The 22,517-nt window shown below is 70.6% G+C and carries 19 protein-coding genes; 11 read left to right on the top strand and 8 right to left on the bottom strand.

Annotated elements, in window-relative coordinates; translation table 11 throughout:
• Nucleotides 1–3: 3 nt before the first annotated feature.
• The 6 genes from MMA15_RS23550 to rsgA form a co-directional block, all read right to left on the bottom strand.
• Nucleotides 4–1,557 carry an AlkA N-terminal domain-containing protein gene (locus MMA15_RS23550; protein ID WP_241062085.1) on the bottom strand — a complete coding sequence of 518 codons (1,554 nt, stop codon included), beginning with the start codon at nt 1,555–1,557 and terminating at the stop codon, nt 4–6.
• A complete protein-coding gene (locus tag MMA15_RS23545) occupies nt 1,557–3,056 on the bottom strand; it encodes an MFS transporter (RefSeq protein ID WP_241062084.1) in 1,500 nt (499 codons plus the stop codon). The genes MMA15_RS23550 and MMA15_RS23545 overlap by 1 nt, the downstream gene beginning before the upstream one ends.
• 171 nt (nt 3,057–3,227) lie before the next feature.
• The gene (locus MMA15_RS23540) at nt 3,228–3,698 is read right to left on the bottom strand and encodes a MarR family winged helix-turn-helix transcriptional regulator (RefSeq protein WP_241062083.1); all 471 of its coding nucleotides are present in this window, start codon (nt 3,696–3,698) and stop codon (nt 3,228–3,230) included.
• On the bottom strand, nt 3,695–4,075 hold the full coding sequence (locus tag MMA15_RS23535) for a hypothetical protein (protein ID WP_241062082.1): 381 nt from the start codon (nt 4,073–4,075) through the stop codon (nt 3,695–3,697). Before MMA15_RS23535 ends, MMA15_RS23540 begins: the two co-directional genes overlap by 4 nt.
• A gap of 96 nt (nt 4,076–4,171) precedes the next feature.
• Nucleotides 4,172–4,744 (bottom strand): hypothetical protein, encoded by a 573-nt coding sequence (locus MMA15_RS23530; protein ID WP_241063414.1) that lies wholly within the window; start codon nt 4,742–4,744, stop codon nt 4,172–4,174.
• Between the two features lie 235 nt (nt 4,745–4,979).
• A complete protein-coding gene (gene rsgA / locus MMA15_RS23525; protein WP_241062081.1) occupies nt 4,980–6,221 on the bottom strand; it encodes a ribosome small subunit-dependent GTPase A in 1,242 nt (413 codons plus the stop codon).
• Nucleotides 6,222–6,628: 407 nt separating this feature from the next.
• On the opposite strand from rsgA, the gene MMA15_RS23520 reads away from it, so the two are divergent.
• Nucleotides 6,629–6,985, top strand: a complete 357-nt coding sequence (locus MMA15_RS23520; protein WP_241062080.1) for a PadR family transcriptional regulator — start codon at nt 6,629–6,631, stop codon at nt 6,983–6,985.
• Nucleotides 6,982–7,620, top strand: coding sequence for an HAAS signaling domain-containing protein (locus MMA15_RS23515; RefSeq protein WP_241062079.1), 639 nt, complete (start codon nt 6,982–6,984; stop codon nt 7,618–7,620). The genes MMA15_RS23520 and MMA15_RS23515 overlap by 4 nt, the downstream gene beginning before the upstream one ends.
• A 178-nt stretch (nt 7,621–7,798) precedes the next feature.
• Here the strand turns inward: MMA15_RS23515 and MMA15_RS23510 are convergent, their stop codons facing one another.
• Nucleotides 7,799–8,929 (bottom strand): YihY/virulence factor BrkB family protein, encoded by a 1,131-nt coding sequence (locus tag MMA15_RS23510; RefSeq protein WP_241062078.1) that lies wholly within the window; start codon nt 8,927–8,929, stop codon nt 7,799–7,801.
• A gap of 18 nt (nt 8,930–8,947) precedes the next feature.
• Between MMA15_RS23510 and MMA15_RS23505 the strand changes: the two genes are divergently transcribed.
• From MMA15_RS23505 to MMA15_RS23485, 5 genes are all read left to right on the top strand, one after another.
• Nucleotides 8,948–10,678, top strand: coding sequence for an acyl-CoA dehydrogenase family protein (locus tag MMA15_RS23505; RefSeq protein WP_241062077.1), 1,731 nt, complete (start codon nt 8,948–8,950; stop codon nt 10,676–10,678).
• Between the two features lie 171 nt (nt 10,679–10,849).
• The gene (locus MMA15_RS23500; protein WP_241062076.1) at nt 10,850–11,164 is read left to right on the top strand and encodes a hypothetical protein; all 315 of its coding nucleotides are present in this window, start codon (nt 10,850–10,852) and stop codon (nt 11,162–11,164) included.
• A complete protein-coding gene (locus MMA15_RS23495) occupies nt 11,161–12,507 on the top strand; it encodes a putative T7SS-secreted protein (protein WP_241062075.1) in 1,347 nt (448 codons plus the stop codon). The genes MMA15_RS23500 and MMA15_RS23495 overlap by 4 nt, the downstream gene beginning before the upstream one ends.
• Before the next feature lie 2 nt (nt 12,508–12,509).
• A complete protein-coding gene (locus MMA15_RS23490) occupies nt 12,510–13,205 on the top strand; it encodes a hypothetical protein (RefSeq protein WP_241062074.1) in 696 nt (231 codons plus the stop codon).
• On the top strand, nt 13,202–13,903 hold the full coding sequence (locus tag MMA15_RS23485) for a hypothetical protein (RefSeq protein ID WP_241062073.1): 702 nt from the start codon (nt 13,202–13,204) through the stop codon (nt 13,901–13,903). Before MMA15_RS23490 ends, MMA15_RS23485 begins: the two co-directional genes overlap by 4 nt.
• Nucleotides 13,904–14,006: 103 nt before the next feature.
• Here the strand turns inward: MMA15_RS23485 and MMA15_RS23480 are convergent, their stop codons facing one another.
• Entirely contained in the window at nt 14,007–14,990 is a 984-nt protein-coding gene (locus MMA15_RS23480) for a carbohydrate kinase family protein (RefSeq protein ID WP_241062072.1), read from the bottom strand.
• Between the two features lie 570 nt (nt 14,991–15,560).
• On the opposite strand from MMA15_RS23480, the gene MMA15_RS23475 reads away from it, so the two are divergent.
• The 4 genes from MMA15_RS23475 (at nt 15,561) to MMA15_RS23460 (ending at nt 22,427) form a co-directional block, all read left to right on the top strand.
• On the top strand, nt 15,561–16,154 hold the full coding sequence (locus MMA15_RS23475; RefSeq protein ID WP_241062071.1) for a hypothetical protein: 594 nt from the start codon (nt 15,561–15,563) through the stop codon (nt 16,152–16,154).
• Between the two features lie 247 nt (nt 16,155–16,401).
• Complete coding sequence (locus MMA15_RS23470) at nt 16,402–18,228, top strand: phosphorylase family protein (RefSeq protein ID WP_241062070.1); 1,827 nt, start codon at nt 16,402–16,404, stop codon at nt 18,226–18,228.
• A 9-nt stretch (nt 18,229–18,237) separates the two neighbouring features.
• Nucleotides 18,238–21,192, top strand: coding sequence for a DEAD/DEAH box helicase (locus MMA15_RS23465; protein ID WP_241062069.1), 2,955 nt, complete (start codon nt 18,238–18,240; stop codon nt 21,190–21,192).
• Nucleotides 21,189–22,427 (top strand): hypothetical protein, encoded by a 1,239-nt coding sequence (locus tag MMA15_RS23460; protein ID WP_241062068.1) that lies wholly within the window; start codon nt 21,189–21,191, stop codon nt 22,425–22,427. Before MMA15_RS23465 ends, MMA15_RS23460 begins: the two co-directional genes overlap by 4 nt.
• Nucleotides 22,428–22,517 lie beyond the last annotated feature (90 nt).

Below are 22,517 nucleotides of genomic sequence, written 5' to 3'. Positions count from 1 at the left end.
CGTTCACGCCGACGCGAGGTGCCACAGGTGGTGCAGCGCGTAGGAACGCCACGGCCGCCAGGCGGCTCCGGCAGCGCCCCCGGGCCCCGCGTCTCCCGTACCGGCTCCGACGCGGGCCAGTCCATGCCGTACGCCCACGTCCCCGTCGAGGAAGACGTCCGGATCGCCGAGCGCCCGCATCCGCACATAGCCCGCCGTCCACGGACCGACGCCGCGCAGCGCCAGCAGCGAACGCTCCGCCTCGTCGCGGTCGGCGCCCGGGTCCAGGGCGACGGTGCCGTCCGCGGCCGCCTCCGCGATGCCGCGGAGCGTGGCCCGCCGCCGTTCCGGCATGCCGAGTTCGCCGAGCGGCGCGGATGCCAGCGTGTCCGCGTCCGGGAAGAGGTGGGTGAGGCCGCCGTCCGGCGAGGCGAGTGGCTTTCCGTACGCGGCGACGAGCCGCCCCGCGAGGGTGCGTGCGGCGGCGACGGTGATCTGCTGGCCCAGAACGGCCCGTACGGCGAGTTCGTGCGGATCGGCCGCGCCCGGCGAACGCAGGCCCGGCGTGGCCTCCACGAGAGGGCCCAACGCACCGTCGCCGCCGAGGCGTTCCGCGACGGCCTGCGGATCGGCGTCCAGGTCGAACAGCCGCCGGACACGCTGCACGGCCGTCGTCAGATCGCGCAGATCGGTGAGGTGCAGACGGCAGTCGAGCCAGGGCCCGCGAGAGGCCTCGTCGACCTCCGCGATCCCCGATCCATACGGCAGTCGCAGCGTGCGCCGGTAGGTGCGGTCGCCGGGTTCGCCCGTCGTCTCCTCGATGCCGGGCACCGCGCGCTGCCCGAGGAAGCCGAAGATCTGCCCGTGGGCGTAGGGGGTTCGGTGGGCGAGGCGCAGCGTGAGGCCCCGGCCGTCCAGACCCGGCTCGTGCCCCGCACCCGCACCCGCGCCCGGCCCTGGTCCCGTGCCCGAGCCGTGCCGTACGCGTGCGGCAGCGGCGGCCCGCGGGTCGTGACCGCCACGCGCCGCTGCGCCCCGCAGTGCGCTGGGTGTGCGTGCGTAGATCTCTCGGATCGTGTCGTTGAACTGCCGTACGCTCGCGAACCCCGCTGCGAAGGCGATCTCCGTGACGGGCAGCGGCGTCGTCTGGAGCAGCACCCGTGCCGTGTGCGCGCGCTGCGCACGGGCGAGGGCCACTGGGCCCGCGCCGAGTTCTGCGACGAGCTGGCGCTGCACCTGCCGCGCGCTGTAGCCGAGGCGGTCCGCCAGGCCCGCGACGCCCTCGCGGTCCACCACGCCGTCGCCGATCATGCGCATCGCACGCCCTACGAGATCGGCCCGTACGCTCCACTCCGGCGATCCCGGCACCGCGTCCGGGCGGCAGCGGCGGCACGCGCGGAAACCCGCGCGCTGTGCGGCCGCCGCCGTCGGGTAGAAGCGCGTGTTCTCACGCTTCGGCGTGACCGCGGGGCAGCTCGGACGGCAGTAGATGCCCGTCGTACGGACCCCGAGGAAGAACACGCCGTCGAAGCGCGCGTCCCGGCTGCGTACCGCCTCGTACCTGCTCTCATCAGTCATCACGCTCCAAGTGTGCGCCTGCGCCGGGCCCTCCACTCGCGGAAATCGGACACGATGCTCCGGCTCCGGGCCGCGGTCCTCACCCGGCGTCCTTCCCCCGCCGTCCGCGCCCGGCCCACAGCAGCACGAGCGCGATCAGCGCGTAAGGGACGGCCGCGAGGACGAAGAGCGTGCTGTGCGTCCACAGCTCGGAGCCCAGGCCGTATGCCGCACACACCAGCACCGAGATCACCTCTGCCCCGAATCCGGCGACCGAACTGACCGTGGCGCGGGCACGGTCGGTGACCCGGTCCTGAAGCATCGCGTCGCAAGTGACCATCGCCCACTGGAAGATGCCGAACGCGAGCGCCAGCAGCGCCACACCCATGGGGCCGCTCAGCGCGCCTGCCGCGAGCGCGAGCGCCGCCACGCCCAGCGCGGGCGCGAGCCACCGGGCGCCGCGCCCCGCGCACCAGCCGCCGCGCGGCCACACCGACCGTGACGAGCAGCATCAGCAGCGGTACGGCCGAGGCGCTTACGTCCATGGAACGGATCAGCAGCGGCACATACTCGTCGATCATCAGCGCGCCCGTCACCGCGGAGGTCAGCAGAACGGCGTCACGTGCGGGGCGTGAGGCACGCAGCTCGCCGAGCCCGGTGCGCAGCACCTGGAGAAAGCCGGGGTCGTCCGCGTCGGGTTCATGGTCGGACGGGGACGGCTCGGCGCGTGGCTCAGCGACCGGATCGGTGCCCGGAGTCGGGGCCGGATCGGTGCCCGGAGCCGGAGCCGGAGCAAGGGCCGGGCCGGGCACGAGACCCCGCTGAGGCGTCCCGGCTTCCGAGCCCTTGGGCACCGCACTCCCCGGCTCCGTACGCCCGGGTTCGGCACTCCCCCGCTCCGAACTCACGGCCTCCGAACTCCCGCGCTCCGAACTCCCGGACTTCGCACGCGACTCGGGGAACCCCCGCCCCACGAGCGCCCCGAGCAGACACACCGCGACGCTCGCCGCCCCGACCGCCGCATAGCCGCCCAGGTGCATCACGGGTCCGGCGAGCGCGGTCGCCGCCATCATCGCCGTCGTGCCCATCGCCTGCGAACGGCCCATGAAGCGGGCGTAGGAGCCTGCCGCCTCCTGTCGTTCCAGCTCCTCGTAGACAAGGGCCTGGAGGGTGCCGGAACGCAGTGAACTGCCCGCGCCCCACAGCACGAAGCCCGCCGCGAACGCCGGATACGACGGCAGCCACGTCCACATCGCGTAACCGGCGCCCGTGACCAGCGGGGCGAGGGTCAGCAGACGGCGCCGGGAGAAGAGATCCGCCCACAGTCCGGACGGAATCTCCACGACGAACGTCACGCACGACCAGATGATGAAGAGCGAGGAGATCTCGGCCGCGGACAGGCCGTGCTCGGCGAAGAGCAGGGCGTAGACCGGGTAGAGCAGGATCAGGTCTTCGAGGAACGCATAGGCGTAGAGCCGGCGGGCAAGCCGGGCCACCGCGGTGGCGGGCGCTTCCTCCACCGCGGCGCTGTCGGGGGCTGTCGGTGAGACTCAATGTCGCCAGGTCATGCGTTCAGCGTACGGGAGCGCGCTCGGCACGGCACCGGCTTTTTACGACCGCTCCCGCCCGGCTCCGGGGCGTGTCCCGCACGGCATGTCCCGCGCCGCTCCACGAACCGTCGCTCCCGCAACTCAGCGGCGCGCAGGCGTGGTCGAGGTGTCCAACTCGTAGGACCGGTCGATCAGGTCCTCCATGGCGTGCTGGAAGTCACGGCGCCGCTGTTCGCTCCACCCGGCTGCCAACTGGTCGAAGACCTGCTCCTGCCAGTGGCGGGCCTGCTTCAGCATGGACCGGCCCGCGGAGGTGAGCGAAGCCTCGCGGCGGCGGCCGTCCGCCTGCGAGGGCTCCATGGACAGGTAGCCCGCCTCGGTCGCGCTCTTGATCAGTCGCGAGGCTCCGCTCTGGTCGATGCCGATCTCGTGGGCGACGGCGTTGACCGAGGCCGCGATCCCCCGCCCCGTCAAGGCGCCGACGGCCTCTGCGACCAGTACGTGCCTGCCTTGCTCGGCCACCGCGTCGTCGCCCGCCGGAGATCTGCGCGACCAGTGCCGTACGAAGGCGAACAGAACCCGACCCGGCCCATGAGTGCTCTTGCTGCTCATTCGGTGGCCGCCATCTCGCGGCAGAGACAGGCCAGTTCGAGCGCCGACTTCAGATCGGGCAGCCGGAGAGCGGCGGTGATCTTGCCGCCCGTCACCCGGAAGACCGTCGCCACACGGGTCGGCCCTTCGCTGTCGGGCCACGTGGCGTCCTCCTCCACGGCCATGAGGCGATCGCTGACCGGATGCCACGAGCGGGGAACGAGCTTGATGCCCGAGCGCTCCACCCAGTCAGCGAACTGTTCGGGGGTGATCGGGCCCGCGCCCTTCGGCCCCAGGACGACGACCGGATCACCGACCGCCCTGGCCGACCTTTGCGGGTCGCCGTCGTTCACGCTCGCGTGCCACTCGTCTATGGCTGTTTCGAGAGTCGACTCCATGGAGCGAGTCTATGCGAAACGCATACATCTCATGGAGTCCAGGTCCAGCAGGGCTGCCGGGCTGCCGGGCTGCCGGGAGGGTCCTGCTTCGCGGCCTCAGTCGCCCGCCTCCGCCGGATCATCGGCCGCCGCCCGCCGGTCGCGGCGTTCCAGCCTCGGCAGCCGCTGAAGCAGCCCCCATGAGAACTCCGCGATCACGTCGTACGAATCCCCTGCCGCGTCCCGCGCCGTGAAGCCCAGCCGCCAGCGCGTCGGCGCCGAACCCTCAAGCGGCTGCGCGGGGTTGAAGGCACGGGCGACTTCGTCGACCGTGCAGGACCATGGGCGCAGATCCTCGACCGTACGCAGCACCGGACCCGTCGCCCCCGGCGCACGCACCAGCCATTCGGTGACGACGCCGCCGCCCGGGACGTTCAGCACCTCGAAACGCAGATCGGGCCAGAGCGGCACCGGCCACGTCAGCACCTCGCAGTCGAGGTCCCCGATGGGGCGCCGCGCGGTCTTCTCCGGCGGGCCCAGCACGGACCTGTAGCGGCCGACGGCGCTGCGCCGCCCCCGCTGTGCGTGCAGCATGGCCTGCCAGCGACGGTTGGCCTCCCTCATCTCCGCGCGCCCCGAGTCCAGCCGGGCGAGCGCCTCGTGTACGAGGTCCTGCTGGAAGTCGGCCATTCTGCGCAGCAGTACGAGCTGGAACTCGCGGGGTCCGAACGGGGTCAACTGCGATGCCCTTCGACGACGGCTGCCAGGGGCGGAGCGCTCATGGAGACAGCGAACGGACCGGCAGCGAACAGACCGGCAGCGAACGGCCCCCGGCCACGGGAGGGACGGTAGCAACCGCCCCTCCCCCGGCCGTGCGCTGCCGAGTCACCGCCCGAACAGGGAACGCTCACGGCTCACTCGGCGTTCACGGCTTGCGCCGCGGACCACGCTTGCGTTCCGCGTTGTGGCGTCCCACGGCGGACATCTCCTTGAAACGGCGCTTCTGCTCGGCCCGTAGCCGGGCGTCCGTACGGGCGGCGATGCGCGCGTTCTCCCGCAGCAGCTTGCGGTAGCTCTCCAGCCGCCGCTGCGGAAGCGAGCCGTCGTCGACCGCGGCCAGCACCGCGCAGTCGGGCTCGCTCTCATGGCGGCAGTCGTGGAAGCGGCACTCCTCGGCCAGCGCCTCGATCTCGGAGAACGTACTGCCGACGCCTGCCTCCGCGTCCCAGAGGCCGACCCCGCGAAGTCCCGGGGTGTCGATGAGCACACCGCCGCCCGCGGCCTCCGGCAGCGGGAGCAGATCCCGGGTGGTCGTGGTGTGGCGCCCCTTGCCGTCGCTGTCGCGGACGGTGCGTACGTCCTGCACGTCCTCGCCCAGCAGGGCGTTGGCCAGCGTGGACTTGCCTGCGCCGGACTGGCCCAGCAGTACGCAGGTGCCGCCCGCGAGGACGGCGCCCAGCGCTTCGAGCCCTTCGCCCCGGGCCGCGCTGACGGTCAGTACGTCCACGCCCGGCGCCGACTCCGCGGCGTCGGCGGCGAGTTGGGCCACGGTCGCGGGATCGGCCACGAGATCGGACTTGGTGAGAACGATCAGCGGGCGCGCACCGCTCGTCCAGGCGAGGGCCACGAACCGCTCCACGCGCGGCAGTTCCAGCTCGGCGGCGAGCGAGACGGCGATGAGGGCGACGTCGACGTTGGCGGCGAGGACCTGGCCCTCCGAGCGGTTGGAGGCCGTGGACCGTACGAAGGCCGTACGGCGCGGCAGCAACGCCCGTACCTCCGGCGCCCGTTCGGCTCCGGCGGGCCGAGGGCCACCAGGGCTCCCGGTTACGGACCCGTCGGGCCCGCCGGGCCGGAAGATGCCCGGCCCGGCACCGTCCGGCTCAGTACTGTCCGGCTCAGTACTGTCCGGCTCCGAACCGACGCTGAGCGCCGCCCAGTCGCCGGTGCACACGGCGCGGGTCGGATCGTCGGTGGCCACCGGCGCGGTGCTCGCGCGCACGATGCCGTCGGCGGTCACGGCGTCGCACCGGCCGCGGTCGACGCGTACGACTCGTGCCGGCACCAGGCCCTCGTCCTCGTAGGGGGCGAAAGCGTCGGCGACGCGGGTGTCCCAGCCGTAGCGGGCGAGCGGATGCGACGAGGCAGGGGAAGAGACGAGATTCATGAGGGGAACCCTTCACAAGGGCGGGCCCCTGGCTGCGAGTTCGCAGCGTGCGGCGGCGGATCAGGTCAGCCGGGGACCGCGGAGGTGGAGTGGACGTACTTCCGGATTCGGGCAGCGCCGGTCACAGAGACAGCCATCGGTCACACCTCCGCTCTTCGCTCGGCCTTCGTTCACGCGGCCTTCGTGCCTGCTTGTACGCGTGCTTGCGCGACTGCGTACTCGCACAACCGAGTACCTCGTGCCTGCTCGCCCGACGTGGCGGCCGTTGGGCCACCGCGACAGGCGCGCCCACCCTAGAGGCGCGAGCAGTCGCGCACCACCGGATTTTCCGGTGGCAGGCGGCGGGCGGCGCCGAATACCGAGGGGCGGGTGGCGGGTACCGTCTCTCGACAGGTACCTTGTGCCGCATGGTACTTGCCGGCGGAATGCACTCCGGGGTCAGCCAACTCCGGCGTGGAATCCTCCAGTTCTGCGTTCTGGCGCTGCTCCGCGACGGCGAGAAGTACGCCTTCGAGCTGGTACGGGAACTGTGCGACGCCCACGGCCTCGTGACCAGTGAGGGCACGATCTACCCGCTGCTCTCCCGGCTCCGTAAGGAGGGGTGGGTGAGCACCGTCTGGCAGGAGTCCGAGACCGGGCCGCCACGCCGCTACTACACGCTGACGGCCACGGGCCGCACGGCGCTGGAGGACTTCGCCAAGGAATGGGGGTCTTTCAAATCGACCGTCGACACTCTTCTCGGCAGTGAGGGGAAGCAACAGTGACATCCACGGGAGACCAGCTCGTCGAGGAGTATCTGCATCGTTTCGACAACGCTTCCGTGTTCCTCACGGACGAACGCCGCGCGGAGCTGAGACAGGAGATCGTCGAGCACATAGCCGCCGGCGTCGAGGAAGCCGAGGCCGCACACGCCGACGCGGTGCGCGCCGTGCTGGACCGGCTGGGCCCCCCGGCGGACATCGTGGCCTCGGAGACCGGGTCCGAATCCTCCGGCTCGACTCCCGCCGTAGGCACGGCGTCGCCCTCCCCGGGGCATCCGAAAGCCCTCTCGAAGCACCATGACGAGGGCGGGCACGTGCCAGGGGGCAGCGGCCTCGCGCCCGTCGTCCCGTCCCGGCGCCGGAGGTCGGCGCTGCTCGTCGCCGGGGCGGCGACGGTGGTCGTTCTCGGAGCGCTCGCGGTCGGGGCCTCCGCCGGGGACGCCGATTCGGGCCCCGCGTCCGTCGAGCGGTCGACGACTCCGTCGCGGAGCGATACGCCGGAGGACCGGCCGTCGGAGAGCGAGAGTACGGACCCCTTCTCCGAGGAGCCCTCTCCCGGCTCCTCCCAGACGCCTTCGCCGGAGACCACCCCGACCTCGGAGACTCCCACCCCGTCGTCTTCGTCCTCGTCGACGTAGGCCCGCCGCGGGCGGGGTCGGCCGGTCCCGCCTGCGTACGGGCCGCCGCACGGGATGGGAGAGCGAGCAGGGCCAGAGGGGCCAGGCCGCGGGTCGCGCGTAGGGCAAGGGCCCGCCCTCAGCGTGAGTCGACGGTTGCCCGTCGCGCGCCCGTCAGCGCGCCCCGCCCGTCAGCGCGTCAGCGCTTACGCCGCGACCGCAGCCGGGAGCGGATGTCGGCGTGCGGAAGGAACTTCGTCCAGCGTTCGGGGAACTCCGCCGGGGCGTCCTCCTCCAGGTCCTCCCCGCCCGTGCTCTCCGCGCTGCGCATCGCACGCCGCGCCGCTGCCGCCGCCACGACCTCGGCGGCCGCCTCCTCACGCATGCGTTCGTTCATGCGGCGGGCGGCGGCAGTCGCGACGGACGGCCACACATGGTCGATGGCGGCGTTGACGGCCGCGCCGACCAGGACGGCGAAGGCGGAGACGCCGATCCACAGCAGCACGGCGACGGGAGCGGCCAGCGAACCGTAGATCGTGGGCCCCTCAACGGTGTTGGTGATGTAGAGCCGCAGCAGCACGCTCCCCACGACCCACATCACCAGCGCCACGAGCGCACCCGGAATGTCCTCACGCCACGGCGAACGCACCGGCACCGACACGTGGTAGAGCGTGGTGAGGAAGGCCACCGACAGCAGCAGCACCGTAGGCCAGTAGAAGACGGTCACCAGCCACTGCGCCTGCGGCACCAGCCGCAGCACCGCGTCGGGACCGGCCACCATCAGCGGCAGCGCCACGGCACCGACGACCAGCGCCACGAGGTACAGCAGGAACGCCAGCAGCCGCGTCTTGACGATGCCGCGGTGCCCGTCCAGCCCGTACATCACGGTGATGGTGTCGATGAAGACGTTCACTGCACGCGACCCCGACCACAGCGCCAGCGCGAAGCCCAGCGAGATCACATCGGGCCGACCGCCCCGGATGACGTCGTCGATGAGGGGACGAGCGAGCTGCCGCACCCCGCGGTCGGAGAGCACCGCCGTCGCGGCGTTGAGGAAGTTCTGCCTGATGGAGGCGATCGTGTCGGTGCCGATCCAGGCGTCCAGATAACCCAGCAGCCCGATCAGCCCGAGCAGCAGCGGCGGAATCGAGATCAGGGTGAAGAAGGCCGCCTCGGCGGCCAGCCCCAGCACCCGGTACTCCATGCACGAGTCGACGGTGTCCTTGAGCAACAGCCACGCCATCTTGCGCTTCGGGACGTTCTGGTAGATGACGCGCGCCCTGCGGAAGCGTCCGCCCTGGCGCGGTGGGGTTTCGTCGGCTGGTTGCACCTCCTTAACGTATCTGCCATGCCAGCCTCCACTCACACCGTGACCAATCAGCCGCCGCCCCTTGTCGACTACGACATCTTCGAAGCGGACCCGGCCCTCACCGAGACGGTCGCCCGCCATGCCGCCCCCGAGCACGCCGAAGCCGTACGCGCCGAGCTGAGCGAACTGGGCCTGGGCGCCGGTTCCGCGGAGGCCCAGGAGTGGGGCAGGCAGGCCAACGAGGTGCCGCCCGTGCTCCGTACGCACGACCGCTACGGCAACCGCGTCGACGAGGTCGAGTTCCACCCCGCCTGGCACCGCCTGATGGACAGGGCCGTCGGCGCCGGGCTGACCGACGCCTGGTCACGGCCCGACGGGCAACTCCGGCGCACCGCCGGCTTCTACGTCTGGTCGCAGGTCGAGGCGGGCCACGGCTGCCCGGTGTCCATGACGCACGCGGCGGTGCCCGCGCTGCGCAGGGAGCCCGAAGTCGCCGCCGAATGGGAGCCGCTGCTCTCCTCGCACGTCTACGAGCCGGGCCTCGACCGTCCGGCACGGTCCAAGGCGGGCGCCATCGCCGGTATGGGCATGACCGAGAAGCAGGGCGGCAGCGACGTACGGGCCAACTCGACGGTCGCGGTGCCGCTCACCGGCGAGGGCGCGGGCAGCGGCGAATACGTCCTGACCGGGCACAAGTGGTTCTGCTCGGCGCCGATGTCGGATGTGTTCCTGGTGCTGGCGAAGGTGGGCGGCCCCGAAGGCCAGGAGGGTCCGGAAGGCCCGGAGGGCCAGGGGGCTCCCGAAGGCGGCGGACTGACCTGCTTCCTGGTGCCTCGCGTCCTGCCCGACGGCTCCCGCAACACCTTCCGCATCCAGCGCCTCAAGGACAAGCTCGGCAACCGCTCGAACGCATCCAGCGAGGTCGAGTTCGACGGTACGACGTGGGCCCGCCGCGTCGGCGAAGTCGGCCGAGGCGTCGCCACGATCATCGAAATGGTCGCCGCGACGCGCCTGGACTGCGTCACGGGTTCGGCCGCGCTGATGCGGCAGGCCGTCGCGCAGGCCGCCCATCACACCGCGTACCGCAGCGCGTTCGGCGGGCTGCTCGCGGACAAGCCGCTGATGCAGAACGTACTGGCGGACCTGGCGCTGGAGTCGGAGGCGGCGACGGCCCTCACCATGCGGCTCGCCTCGGCGTTCGACGCGGCGCAGGGGGACAGCGAGAACGCACAGCGGGAGCGCGCGCTGCTGCGGCTGGCCGTGCCCGCCGCCAAGTACTGGGTGACCAAACGCTGCACGCCCGTCGTCGGCGAGGCACTGGAGTGCCTGGGCGGCAACGGCTACGTCGAGGAGTCCGGGATGCCCAGGCTGCTGCGTGAGTCACCGCTCAACTCCATCTGGGAGGGCTCGGGCAACGTACAGGCCCTGGACCTGCTGCGCGCACTCCAGCGCTCACCCGAGGCACTCAACGCCTTCCTGGAGGAGATCGGCCAGGCACGCGGCACCGACCACCGCCTGGACGCCGCGGTCAAGGATCTGCTGAACGAACTCTCCGACCTCGACGGCATCGAGGCCCGCGCCCGCCGCCTCGTCGAACGCATGGCACAGGTCCTCCAGGGATCGCTACTGGTGCGGTACGCGCCCGCGGCGGTGGCCGACGCGTACTGCGCCTCGCGCCTGGGCGGCGACTGGGGCACGGCCTTCGGCACGCTCCCCCACACACTGGACCTCCGCGCGATCGCGGACAGGGCACGGCCGGGGGTGGGGTGAGATCCTTGCCCGGGGGTCGTTCCGGGGCAGTTCCGGGACTCGGTGACGTCGGTATGACCGACACGAAAACCGCCTGTACGGAAGGCAGTTGACGTAGTTGACGCCCCGTCATATTTGGCTTCACTCCTTGCTACGCTGGCGAAACTCTGCGACAGACGAGCACAGGGAGGGGTGGACCGCGTGGCGGGGGGCTACGCAGTCGAACTCGCGGCACTGAGGAAGTTAGCCAAGGATCTCGACGACTGCACAACGGAACTCGAGCACGGTCTGAACGCACTCAAGGAGATCGGCCCCAAGGGCCTCGGCTACGACTTCCTCGACGACGCCTGCGAACATTTCGGCGACAAATGGGACAACGGCCTGAACCGAATCCGCGACATCGTCGACGACGTCAAGGGCAAGGTGGGAAAGATCGGCTCGGAGTACGCCAAGAACGAGTCCGGGATCATCGAGGCTCTCAACGACGTGGGCGGTGGGAAGGAGTGACCGCGAACTCTCAGGACTGGTCGGGCCTCGGCTTCAATCCGGCCCCCGGTGCCGCCCACGTGGTCGACAACCTCGTCACGAGCATGGCCAAGCTGGTACGGCACCTGAACGAGGTGTATGCGGTCCTGGACCGCATCAAGTCCGGCAAGGACGACACCTGGACCGGCGAGGCGGCCGAGGCCTTCAAGAAGCACGTCGGCAAGCTCCCCACCTATCTCCGTGACGCGCGAGACGGCGCGGCCCAGGCCCGCAAGGCCCTGGACGGATGGCACCAGACCCTGCTGGAGAACCAGCCGAAAGCCCGCAGCCTCGAAGCCCAAGCCAAGGCCGCCCGGGCGCATTTGAACAAAGCCGAGTCCGAACACCGCGGCGCCCGTTCCAATCCCGACCTCGACCTCGCCGGCCGTACCTTCTCGGACCACGACGCGCTGGAGAGCGCCAAGCGGCGCTACAAGGCGGCAGGCGACAAGCTCGACGAGGCCGTCTCCAAGCTGAATTCGGCCCGGTCCGAGTTAGACGATCTGATCAGGCGCGCTCACGCCCTCGAAGACGACCACAAGTCCGTGGCCCACGCGAAGGAACGCGCCATCCGCGAGGCGGCCGACAGCACGGCGGACCCTGACTGGAACGACTTCAAGGACTGGTGGGGGGAGCATGGGGGCGACGTGGTCGGGGTTGCGGCGGGTGTGCTTGGCGTGGCAGCGATTTTCTGCCCGGTGCTGGCGCCCTTTGCTGTGGGGATGAGTCTGCTCGCCCTGGGACTGCACTCGTATCAGTACGCCAAAGAAGGTGCGCTGTGGCCCCCGCAGAAGAACGTGGGGAACTACATCACCCTGGGCGGTGATCTGTTGGGTGCCATTCCCGGTGCCAAGTTGGTGGGCACGGGACTGGCAACGGCTGCCCGCGAGAGTGGTGGAATCCGCGCCATGCTGTCAGGGGCGGAAGGCGCGGGCAGGATGTCCAGTATCCAGCAGGGGGTACGGGGCGGTTGGCAAGGCTTCAGGGACGGGGTGCTCGTCGGAAAGCAGGCCATCGAAGATGGAGCCCGGGAAGCCCCTTACCTCATCGACCGCACCGTGAAGCACGTAGCGCAGAAGAACCTTTGGAGTGAGTCGGTTGAGACGGCCGCCAAGCGTGGCGCCACTGCTGGGGCCACCGGAGCACTGACTGCGTCACAGGTTCCCTCTCTGTTATCCGACTCCAAACAGGCAGGGGATCTCAACACCAGCGGTGGTGCGTACGCGAACGTGATCGGTGGGATCGGCGACGGGGTGCATGGCACCTCCGCCGGTATCGCCAGTGCCCTCGGGCTCGGAGCGGTAGCACTGGGGGTCGCTCAGTGAGTATGGCGCAGAAATCAGGGACTTTGGTCCCGGTCTGGTTCTTCTCGCCCGAAGGGTTTACGCCTGTGGCTCTGGATGAGGATCCTGCTGCGCGAGCGGAGCGATTTGCCGATCTGATCAACGCTCTGTATCCGCAGGTTTCACCAGAAGAGAAGCTGCAGTTAGTAGCCAGTACCGAGCTTCTCGTGCACAGCTTGATCGAGGAAGGCGCAGTCTATCTCGCATCGTTCATGTACTCGCTTGAGGACGGGGCGGCTTGCAGCGGGATGGTGACCGCATTAATGGTCGACGGTCCACCGCCAGGAGGGGCCAGTTTCGCGGAGCGAGTTGTGCAGCAAGTCCCTGAGCGGTTTCCGGGCGACCGTGTGGACGCCGGGGTTGTGAGTCTTCCTGCGGGCAAGGCCGCCCTCATCACGAGAGATGTGATCGGCCCGTCTCCGGTAACTCTGTTGTCACCGGATGCCCCTGTCGAACCAGAGGTGCAGCGCCAGCTTGAGGCGTACCTACCTTTCCCCGACGGATCGGCCTACCTCCAGATAGCCATTGGCACGAGCGATCTGGACTACTGGCCTGACCTGCTCCCCATGTTCGGTGGGTTCCTCGCCGGGATCTCGTTTACTCCGCATGTTGCCGCATCTCACACATCCAGAAGTACGCCCGCCGCGACTGACCGTTGGGCCCGAAAGGAGTTCGGATGAATGATCGGAGTCTGGACGGCGCGACATCGCGCTTCCTGTATTTTCTCAGTTCTCAGAATGACAACTGGCGGCAGAGCGCCAGCCGGGACACACATATCGGCGTGAACGAGATTCGGATGCGCGAGTCTTCCAAGGCCCCGTTCGACGATGAACGAGCTCGACAGGTCGCTCACTCCTGGGGGTTCGAGCTCGTCGACAAGATCAAGACCTCGGGCCGCTACTACTGGAAAGTCCGCCGCATGGATGCTCCGTCCGCGGACATCATCGGCGGCCCCAAGCGCGAACTCGTGCGAGCGAATCCGGCAGCGCAAGCAGAAGCCAAGCGCGTTCTGCAGGAAACGGGCGTGAACGTCCTGGATCCCGAGGAGTGCTACCGGATCGAAGAAGAGGCGAGCAAGCAGTTGGCTTCTGCTGTCGGTGGTGCCTGGGGCGTGTCATGCCTCGGCTCGCTGACCATGGTCTTCGGAGGCTTCGGGGCCCTGTTCTTCAGTACGTTCGCCGTGTCCATACCGCTACTTGTACTCGCAGCCGCCTCCCTAGCGGGAATGATTCGGTCCAATATCTCACGGGCGCGCAACAAGAGAGAATTCAAGGAGAAACATCTTGCAAATGCCGAAGCTATCAGGCGAGTTGTGCGCGTGGCAGAGGAGGAACTGCGCGCGGGCTGGCGACCAACCCCCAACGAGAGCCTGAGTTAGCGTCGATCCTGTATGAGGCTCCGTCAGCTTTGCTGACGGAGATTTGCCCTGTCCGGGCGATCGTGCCGGAGCCTGCTCCGCTAGCCGCCCGCTGCCCTGGCTCTCACAACTCCCCGGCCCAAGGCGGGTTCGCCCCCCGCACCCCGCACACCGCCGCAGCCACGCGGGCGCCGAAGTGGAGGGCGGTGGCGACCTGTTCGGGGCGGAGGGTGTCGAGGCGGGTGCCCAGGGTTCCCGCGGCGTGGAGGGAGTGGAGGAAGCCCGCCATGAAGGAGTCGCCCGCGCCGACGGAGTCGACGACCGTCACCGGGGTTGCCGGGGCGTGCAGGCGTTCGCCGTCGAGGGAGGCGAAGACGCCGTCCGCGCCGAGGGTGATCACGACGAGGCGGGCGCCGTCGGCGTGGAAGGTATCGGCGGCCTGTTCGAGGGTGGTGCCCTCGGGGGCGAGGTGGGTGAGGTCGTCGTCGGAGAGGCGGAGGATGTCGGCGGCTGCGCACCAGCGTGGGAGGGCGCTGCGGTAGGCGGCCGGATCGACGAGCAGCGGGCGGACGTTGGGGTCGATGGAGACGGTGGCACGGTTGCGTACGTCGGAGAGCAGCGCCTCGATCTCCTCTCCGCCGGGCGGCCGTACGAGGGCGAGTGAGCCGGTGTGAAGGCACGTCAGGGGGCCGTCGGCGGCGGTGGCGAGTTCCTGCGCGGTCCACTGGAAGTCGGCGGTGTTCTCCGCGTGGAAGGAGTAGTCGGCACGGCCGTCGTCGTCGAGGTCGGCGACGGCGAGGGTGCTGGGCTCGTGCGCGGCGACCGTATGGCTCAAGTCGACGCCGGAGGTGGCCAGGTGGTCGCGGAAGAGGCGGCCGAAGACGTCGCCGGAGATGCGTCCGAGGAACCGGGTGGGGGTGGCGAGCCGGGCGAGGGCGACGGCGGTGTTGGCGGGGCCGCCGCCGGGCAGTACGTCGAGGCCGATCGCCGGGGTGCCCGCGTCCGTGGCCGGTGGACGTACGAAGGCGTCGGCGACGCACTCGCCGAGCACGGCGACGGGAGCGGCATCGGCGCCGCCGGTGTCGGCGGTGGGGGGTGGCGCGGGCATGCGGGGGCCTCACGGGGTCGGGTCGGGCACGGCTCGCGCTGGAGTCCAGCAGGAGCCCGGGGCCGTGTCAACGCGGGTACCGGGTGAACGGGCCGGAAGCGGGCGCCGCTCGGCGGACCGGCGGAGCGACGGACCGCACGGTCGTACCCGCGCCGGGCATTCTCCGGGCGGCGCCCCCCGACGCATCTGACGGGCAAGGGCGTGCACGACGAGCAGAAGCGGGCAGCGCACGGCGTGAAGCGGAAACCGCCCCGACGGCGACGATGCTCACGAGGGCGATCAGGGTCGGCTGAGGACAAGACCCGTACGGCGACCGCACATCGAGCGTCCTGGGCGCGAGGGCCCGACGCTCGTGGCGTGCGCCGAGGCCTCCGGTTTCGAGGCCCCCGGCTCCGAGCTCCCGGCCCCCACGCCCTGGCCCCTGCGCTGGGCCGTCCTCAGGTTGGTCTTGCGTCCGAACACACCTGCGTGTCCCAATTATCGGCGACGTATCGGCGACGCAGCCTGTGAGAGCGCGTTGTTGATCCGTGGAGCCCGGTCAGGCGGGCGTCGGCATCGCGAAGGGGGAGCGTGTCCAGAGGTGAGGACGTCACGATCGGTGGGCTGCTCGTGGCGGAGTACGAGCAGATCAAGAGCGAGCAGCGGTCCCGGATCGGCTTCCGCGACAATCTCCTCTACGCGACGCTCGCCTCGATGGGCGCGGTCATCGCCGCCGTAGTGCGCCGGGACGGTCAGACCGAGCTGCTGCTGTTGCTGCCGCCGGTCTCGGTGCTGCTCGGGTGGACCTATCTGGTCAACGACGAGAAGATCTCGGCCATCGGCCGCTACATACGCGAGGAACTCGCCCCGAGGCTCCTTGTGTTGACAGACGAACGAGGAGAAGGCGACGAGCGGCTCCAGCCCTTCGGCTGGGAGGTGGCTCATCGCGGCGACGCCCGCCGGGCGCCGCGCAAGTATCTGCAACTCGGCGTCGATCTGCTCACCTTCTGCGTCGCACCGGTCGCCGCCGTCGTCGTGTTCTGGGCGGCCGAGCCGAGGAGCATGGCCCTGATCGCGGTCTCCTTGGCCGAGTTGGCGGCCGTCGCCGTGCTGGCCGTGCAGATCACGGTGTACGCCGACTTACGGAAGGCGCCCCGGGAATCGCCGCCGGTCTCGTCGCCGTGATCCTCCCCGTAGTGGACGTTCGTCCCTTCTTCCCCGGCGTTCTGCCGGATTGGGCGGGTGGGTGGTAACGTCCCGTGGCTCGGGCGGAGTTGACGGGCCATCATCACCTGGGCCCTCACCTGAGCTGGGTCCGCATCGGGTGGACGCTCCGAAGAGCCCTCGCGAGCACTCGCGGTCGCAGTGCCGCGCGGCAGGGCTCCGCTCGTAGGCAGCGGACACAGAGGAACGGACGGGGACGGGGACGTTCGTGGAGGCCGAACAAGGCGGCACGGTCGTCGTACTGACCGCGCTCGACGTCGAATACCAGGCGGTGCGCGGCCACTTGGCGGGGCTCAGGGAGCAGCCGCACGACGCGGGGACGCTCTTCGAGACAGGATGGCTCAACGGCACCCCGTGGCAGGTCGCCCTGGCGGAGATCGGGGACGGCAACCAGGGCGCGGCGGTGCTCACCGAGCGGGCCATCGCGATGTTCCGACCGCGAGCGGTGTTCTTCGTCGGGGTGGCGGGCGCGCTCAGGTCCGACGAGCCGCGGCTCGGTGACGTGGTCGTGGCGACGCGCGTCCACGCCCTTCACGGAGGCAAGGAGGAGAACGGCAAGTTCCTTGCCCGGCCGAGGAGTTGGCCCGCGCCTCACGGCCTTCAACAGCTCGCCCGGCATGTCCGCCGGTCCCCCGGCTGGACCGCGTGCCTGCCGCAGCCGCCCGAAGTTGCGCCTCCCCGCGTCCATCTCAAACCCGTCGCGGCGGGCGAGGTGGTCCTCAACTCGCCCGACTCGCCGCTGAGTCGGCAGGTCTCGCCGATGAGGGAGATGCTGCGGCAGCACTACCAGGACGCCGTCGCCATCGAGATGGAGAGCGCGGGGATGGCCCAAGCCGCCCATCTCAACGACTCGTTGCCCGCCCTGACCGTCCGTGGGATCAGCGACAGGGCCGACGGCCGCAAGCACGACGCCGACGCCTCGGGCTCCCAGGAGCGAGCTGCCCGTAATGCCGCCGCGTTCGCCTTCGCGCTCATACGGAGGCTTCCGTACGGCGACGAGCGTGAGCGTCCCCGAGAGCCGCGCGGCGCCGCCCCCGCCGTACACGTCGTCGCGGCGTCCACGACGTCCACGGCGTCCACGGCGTCCACGGCGTCCACGACGAACTCGCGGGCGCCCGGCGGGTCATGGCGCGGCGGTGACGAGGTGACGATCGGCGACCGGCTCTATCTGCTGCACGACGGCCTCCTGGCGGAGTGGCCCTCCGACGACCACTCCCTGATCCACCGGCAGGCGCGGGCCGTTCAGATCGAACCGGACACCGGGTCCTCCTCACGTTACGTATGGATACGTCAGATCGAGGCGCGCCGTGACACCCCTCGTGCACGGGAGGCGGCGAAGGCGCTGGCCGCGGAGCGCGACCTGCTGAGTGCGCTGCGGCCCCGGACCGGCGGTCTGCCACGCCTCGAAGGCGACGGCCGCAGCGGCAACGACAGCGGCGCCTGGCGCTCCGGCGGCCGCAAGGCCTCGCTCGTGCTCGACTGGCCGGTGTCCAGGGCGACCCGGGTGCCCTGCGAGACCCTGCACGCCCAACTCGGCCGCGAGGGCGAGCAGTTCGACGAGTGGCGTCTGCACCGGCTGCTCACCGGCCTCATCGGCTTATGCCGCACTCTTGCCGCCCTGCACGACGAAGGTGTCGCCCATCGTGAACTCTCCCCCGCCGCGATCGTCGCTCTCGACGACGGCCGCCTGACGCTGCGCGATCTCGGGCTGGCCGCCCGTGAGCCGGAGCCCGGCGAGGGACACGGGTCGTATCAGGCTCCCGAACAGCGGCGGCGCGATGCGCGCCGTCCCGGCGCATGGACCGACGTGTACCGACTCGGCGCCGTCACCTACCACTTGACGACCGGGACCCCGCATGGCGCTGGGAGCGCGCCTGGCCGAGGGGTTCCGTTGCCCATGCGCGCCCTTGTGCCCGGCGTACCCGAGCCGGTCGATCGCGTGGTCCGCGACGCCCTGGCCCCGGACCCCACCGCGCGCCCGGATGTCCGTGCGCTCGGTGCCGCGCTGCGCGACGCACGCGGGGAACTCTTCTGAGGAGCGAGAATGCCGTTACGCACCGTCCGTCTCCCCGGTCCGGTCACTCTGGTCCCCGGCAAGCCCCTGCACAGCCGGATGCAGAGCCTGATACGCGACCATCCCGGGATGCCGCAGGGCGTTCCGCAACTGGCGGCCGATCTGAACAGCCGAGCCGACGGGGTGCCGACGACGTTCGACGAGCCCCGCGACGGCGGGGACTGGAGCCTGCTCCTCCATGGCAGGACCTATGTGGTGCGGCTCTTCCTCACCCGCCGTCAGGACGCCTACACCATCGCGTCCGTCAATCCGCTGAGAATCCGCGACCATCACCGGATCGCCCAGGGAAGCCTGCTGCTGCGGCCCGCCGGCTGGCATCCGGTCCACGAGCACCGGCAGATTCCGCCGGGCTCACAGTCGTACTGGCCGCTCCTGGTGCACGAGTGGGAGCAGCTCGGCGCGGAATCGGCGCGGGAGCGCGGCACGCCGCCGGTCACCGGCCCGCAGGCCGCCTTCCTCGACACCGTGGACGGGGTCGTCGACGCGACGCAGCGGATCACGTCCGAGGCGGCGAAGTCGACCCGGCCGTTCCCTTACCGCTCCGTGGCCTCAACCAGCGGGCAGCGGTACGGGACGCGCGCCGTCTACGAGTTCGAGCTGGCCGGGCGGCGCAGGCCCGAGGAGGGCTCGTTCGTGCAGATCAAGGGCGAGCCCGGGCAGCGGGGGCAGGTCACCCGGGTCTCGGGCCCCTCTGCCACGGTCCGCTTCGACGAGCCGGTCGACTGGCGGAACATCTCCCAGCAGGGCGAGCTGGAGGTCACCTTCAGCGACGTCGTGTACGCCAAGCAGCGCGAGGCGGTAGCGCTGCTGCGGTCGCAGCAGTCCCACAGTCCCGCCCTGCTGCCCGCGCTCGTCGACCACAGGGTCCGCGCCCTCCGCCCGGCGTCCGAAAAGCCGACCGTAGAGCTGGACGACGACCAACTCGACGCGTTCCGCAAGGCGTTGGCGGTGGAGGACATGCTGCTGGTGCTCGGCCCGCCGGGCACCGGCAAGACCCGCACGATCAGCCAGATCGCGGGCGTGGTCGCCACCCGCGGCGCGCAGGGCCCGGTGCTGGTCACCTCGCACACCAACCGCGCAGTCGACAACGTCCTGCCCCGCCTTCCGCGCGAGCTGTGCGTGCTGAGGGTCGGCAACGACGGCAAGGTCACCGAGGAGGGACGCCCGTTCCTGCTGGAGCGGCAGGCCGCCGATCTGCGCGAGGAGATCCTCAGAAGCACCGGACCGAGGAGGAACGCCTACGCCCACGTCGATGTCGCCGCCCGCTGGGCGCAGGAGCTGGACGACCGGCTGGAGAGGCTCGGCGCGCTGCTCGGCGACGAGTCGCGGGCGCGTGCCGCGCACGCCGAGGCCCGGCGGTCCGCGGGCGGTTCGGCGCAGGTCCGCGTGGACGGACTCCTCGCCGAGCGTGAGCGCGTCGATCGCGCCCTCGACAGCCGCGGGAAGCGGATCGCACGTCTCACCCGCATCCACGACGGAGCGGAGCAGCGCACCGCCGTGCGGGGAATCGGCGTGCTGCTCGGCCTGGTCGTGCGGTGGTGTGCCCGGCGCATGGCCGCCGCACGTGCCGAAGTCGAGACGCTGCGCGAGACCGAGTCCCGCGTGAGGGGCGAACTCCTCATGGCCGAGGAGGAGTTGGACACCGTCACTCGTGACGTTCCGGCCGTACGGGCAGCACGCGGGGCTGTGGAACAGGCCGAGCGCCTCAGCGGCGAGTGCCGCGCCGACGCCCTTACGGCCGCGCATGCCTGCCGGGCGGCGATACCCGCGCATGAAGCGCCTCCACCGGTCGGAGACTCGGCGGGCCCGGACGCTGCCGACGGTGAACTGGCCAGGCTGCGTACGTGGATGGCGGAGCGGCTCCCTCTGCTCGCCGCGCGGGGGCGGCTGCTCACCGACTGGCACAGGGACGTATCCGGGGAGGCCGAACAGCTCTATCCGGAACTGATCCGCTATGCGCACGTGATCGCGGCCACCGCGATCGGAACGGCATCACGGCCCGAACTGGCCGGCGTGGACTTCGACTTGGCGATCGTGGACGAGGCCGGGCAGATCGGCGTCGCCGACGCTCTCGTCCCGCTGGTGCGGGCGCGCCGCGCCGTCCTCGTCGGCGACCATCAGCAACTGCCTCCGTTCCTGGACTCCGAGGTGGAGTCCTGGGGGAAGAGCGTCGCCGACCCTTCCGTCATCGGGCTGCTGACCAGGAGCCTGCTGGAGATGCTCGTGAACGCGCTGCCGGGCACGCACATCGTGCCGCTGACCGTGCAGCGGCGCATGCCGAAGGTGATCGCCGACTTCGCGTCCACGATGTTCTACGAGGGGAATCTCCATACGGACGTGGAACGGGAGCATCAAGACCCCCTGTTCCGCAGTCCGTTGGCGTTCGTCGACACCGCCCGGCTGCCGGAGCGTGCCGGGTGGGAGAGGTCCGGCCGCGCGGACGAGAAATGGGGCCAGCGCGGCTACACCAATCCCGCGGAGGCCGCGCTTCTCACCAGGCTCGCGTTCCGCTACCACCGGAGCGGCGCGGAGTGGGCGGTGATCGTTCCCTACCGTGCGCAGGCCGCGGAGATCAGCGCGGAACTCGTCCGGCTGACGGGCGAACCGAAAACCGTAGGGCTGAACGTCGGCACCGTCGACTCCTTCCAGGGCGGCGAACGGGACGTGATCCTCTACGGGTTCACCCGCAGCAATCCGCACGGCAATGTCGGATTCCTCAAGGAACTGCGCCGCGCGAACGTCGCATTCACCCGGGCCAGGCACCAACTCGTCCTGGTGGGCGACATGGACACCCTGACCTCGGCACGCGACCGGGGTTTCCGAGAGCTGGCGGAAGCCCTGCGGGACCACTTGGCGAAGCACGGCGACATTCGTCAGTACCGGGAGATATTCGACGTCCTGACCGACGGGAGCGCCGACGCGTGAGCACGAAAACACAGACGAGGACGCGGGCGGCGAAGCGGCTGATGCCGTACCCGGAGGAGCGCGCCCTGGAACACACCGTCCACGCCATGGAAGCGGTGCCCACGCGGATCCACTCGGTGCTGCTGCCCGTGTGGTGCGTCGAGGTCGAGGCCGACGTCACCGAAGGAGAGCCGTACGAGCTGATCGACCGGTTCCTGGAGCGCGGTATCGCCGAAGCCGGGCTCGGCACCGTCGACGAACTCGCCGCGTTCTTCGCGCTCGACCCGCCGCTGGTCGGTCAGGCCGTGCGTTTTCTCACCGCGATCGGACATGTGACGGACGGGGGCGGGCGGCTGCTTCTGACCGAACTCGGCTACCGTTCCGTTCGCGACGACGTGCGCTACGTCGTCACCCGTAAGGACCGCCGGAGGCTGTACTTCGACGCTTTCGGCTCGCGTCCGCTGACCCGCCCTTACTACGACGCCCGCAAGGTCGCCTTCCTGTCCGGCGAGACGCTTCAGGAAGCGCTGGAACGGCGCGACGGCCCGCGGCTGAACATGCTGAGTCCCACCCGCGACTTCCGCCGTGAAGCACTCGTGGAACTCGCCGACAGCCCTGAACGGGACCGCTTCAATCTGCCGGGGAGGATCGACAACCCGCGAGCGCTGGAAAGCGCGGAACTGGTCTTTCTGCCCGCCTATCTGGTGCGTGCCGTCGAGCGTGGCGGCCGGGTACGGCACTTCGCCTACACACCCGCCGGCGACGAGGCCGACCCCGAGATCACGGCGGCGTGCGAAGCGGCGCCCGACGTGGTCAGCGCGCTGGAGGCGGAGGAAGTGGCCGCCGCCCGCGAGGACTTCGCGGCCCAGGCCGGGCGCTGGCTCAGCAAGAGGAACCTCGCGGACCACCGGCTTACCAGAACGGCAGACGGAGCCTGGCGGGTGTCGCTGCCCGGCAGTAGCTTCGGCGGTGACGGCTCCGTGCCGTTCGCCAAGCTCGGCTCATACGTCGTACTCGGCACGGGATTCTTTCAAGTCTGGTGCAGGGAGAAGCGCATGCGCATGCTGGCCCTCGTCGAGCGCATCAACTCGTATGCGGGCTCACGCGCCCGCCTCGACCCGGATGTGATCCGCGGCAGGATCGACGCGATCTCCCGCCAACTCGAACTCGGCACGGTCGACTTGGACACCGTGCGCCGCGCCGCGGCCGACGCGGGCAGGCGGGAGCTCGCCGCCCAGCTCTCCCGGCTTCTCTGAGGCGGACGCGGCGCCGCCCGCCCCGCCCCCGGCGCGCACACCGTCCGGTATGTATCGTCCCGTCGCAGACCACCCCCGGCGGAAAGGGAC

This window comes from Streptomyces marispadix (genome assembly GCF_022524345.1).
GTDB classification, from domain to species: domain Bacteria; phylum Actinomycetota; class Actinomycetes; order Streptomycetales; family Streptomycetaceae; genus Streptomyces; species Streptomyces marispadix.
The sequence above is the reverse complement of the archived record's forward strand: the minus strand, read 5'-3'. Positions and strand labels throughout refer to the sequence as shown.

Excerpts from the sequence above, each read along its gene's own strand:
- MMA15_RS23535 (WP_241062082.1), bottom strand. The coding sequence starts at position 4,075 with ATGGAGTCGACTCTCGAAACAGCCATAGACGAGTGGCACGCGAGCGTG.
- MMA15_RS23530 (WP_241063414.1), bottom strand. The coding sequence starts at position 4,744 with ATGGCCGACTTCCAGCAGGACCTCGTACACGAGGCGCTCGCCCGGCTG.
- MMA15_RS23480 (WP_241062072.1), bottom strand. The coding sequence starts at position 14,990 with ATGCCCGCGCCACCCCCCACCGCCGACACCGGCGGCGCCGATGCCGCT.
- MMA15_RS23540 (WP_241062083.1), bottom strand. The coding sequence starts at position 3,698 with ATGAGCAGCAAGAGCACTCATGGGCCGGGTCGGGTTCTGTTCGCCTTC.
- MMA15_RS23490 (WP_241062074.1), top strand. The coding sequence starts at position 12,510 with ATGGCGCAGAAATCAGGGACTTTGGTCCCGGTCTGGTTCTTCTCGCCC.
- MMA15_RS23520 (WP_241062080.1), top strand. The coding sequence starts at position 6,629 with ATGGTACTTGCCGGCGGAATGCACTCCGGGGTCAGCCAACTCCGGCGT.
- MMA15_RS23505 (WP_241062077.1), top strand. The coding sequence starts at position 8,948 with ATGCCAGCCTCCACTCACACCGTGACCAATCAGCCGCCGCCCCTTGTC.
- MMA15_RS23485 (WP_241062073.1), top strand. The coding sequence starts at position 13,202 with ATGAATGATCGGAGTCTGGACGGCGCGACATCGCGCTTCCTGTATTTT.
- MMA15_RS23465 (WP_241062069.1), top strand. The coding sequence starts at position 18,238 with ATGCCGTTACGCACCGTCCGTCTCCCCGGTCCGGTCACTCTGGTCCCC.
- MMA15_RS23550 (WP_241062085.1), bottom strand. The coding sequence starts at position 1,557 with ATGACTGATGAGAGCAGGTACGAGGCGGTACGCAGCCGGGACGCGCGC.
- rsgA (WP_241062081.1), bottom strand. The coding sequence starts at position 6,221 with ATGAATCTCGTCTCTTCCCCTGCCTCGTCGCATCCGCTCGCCCGCTAC.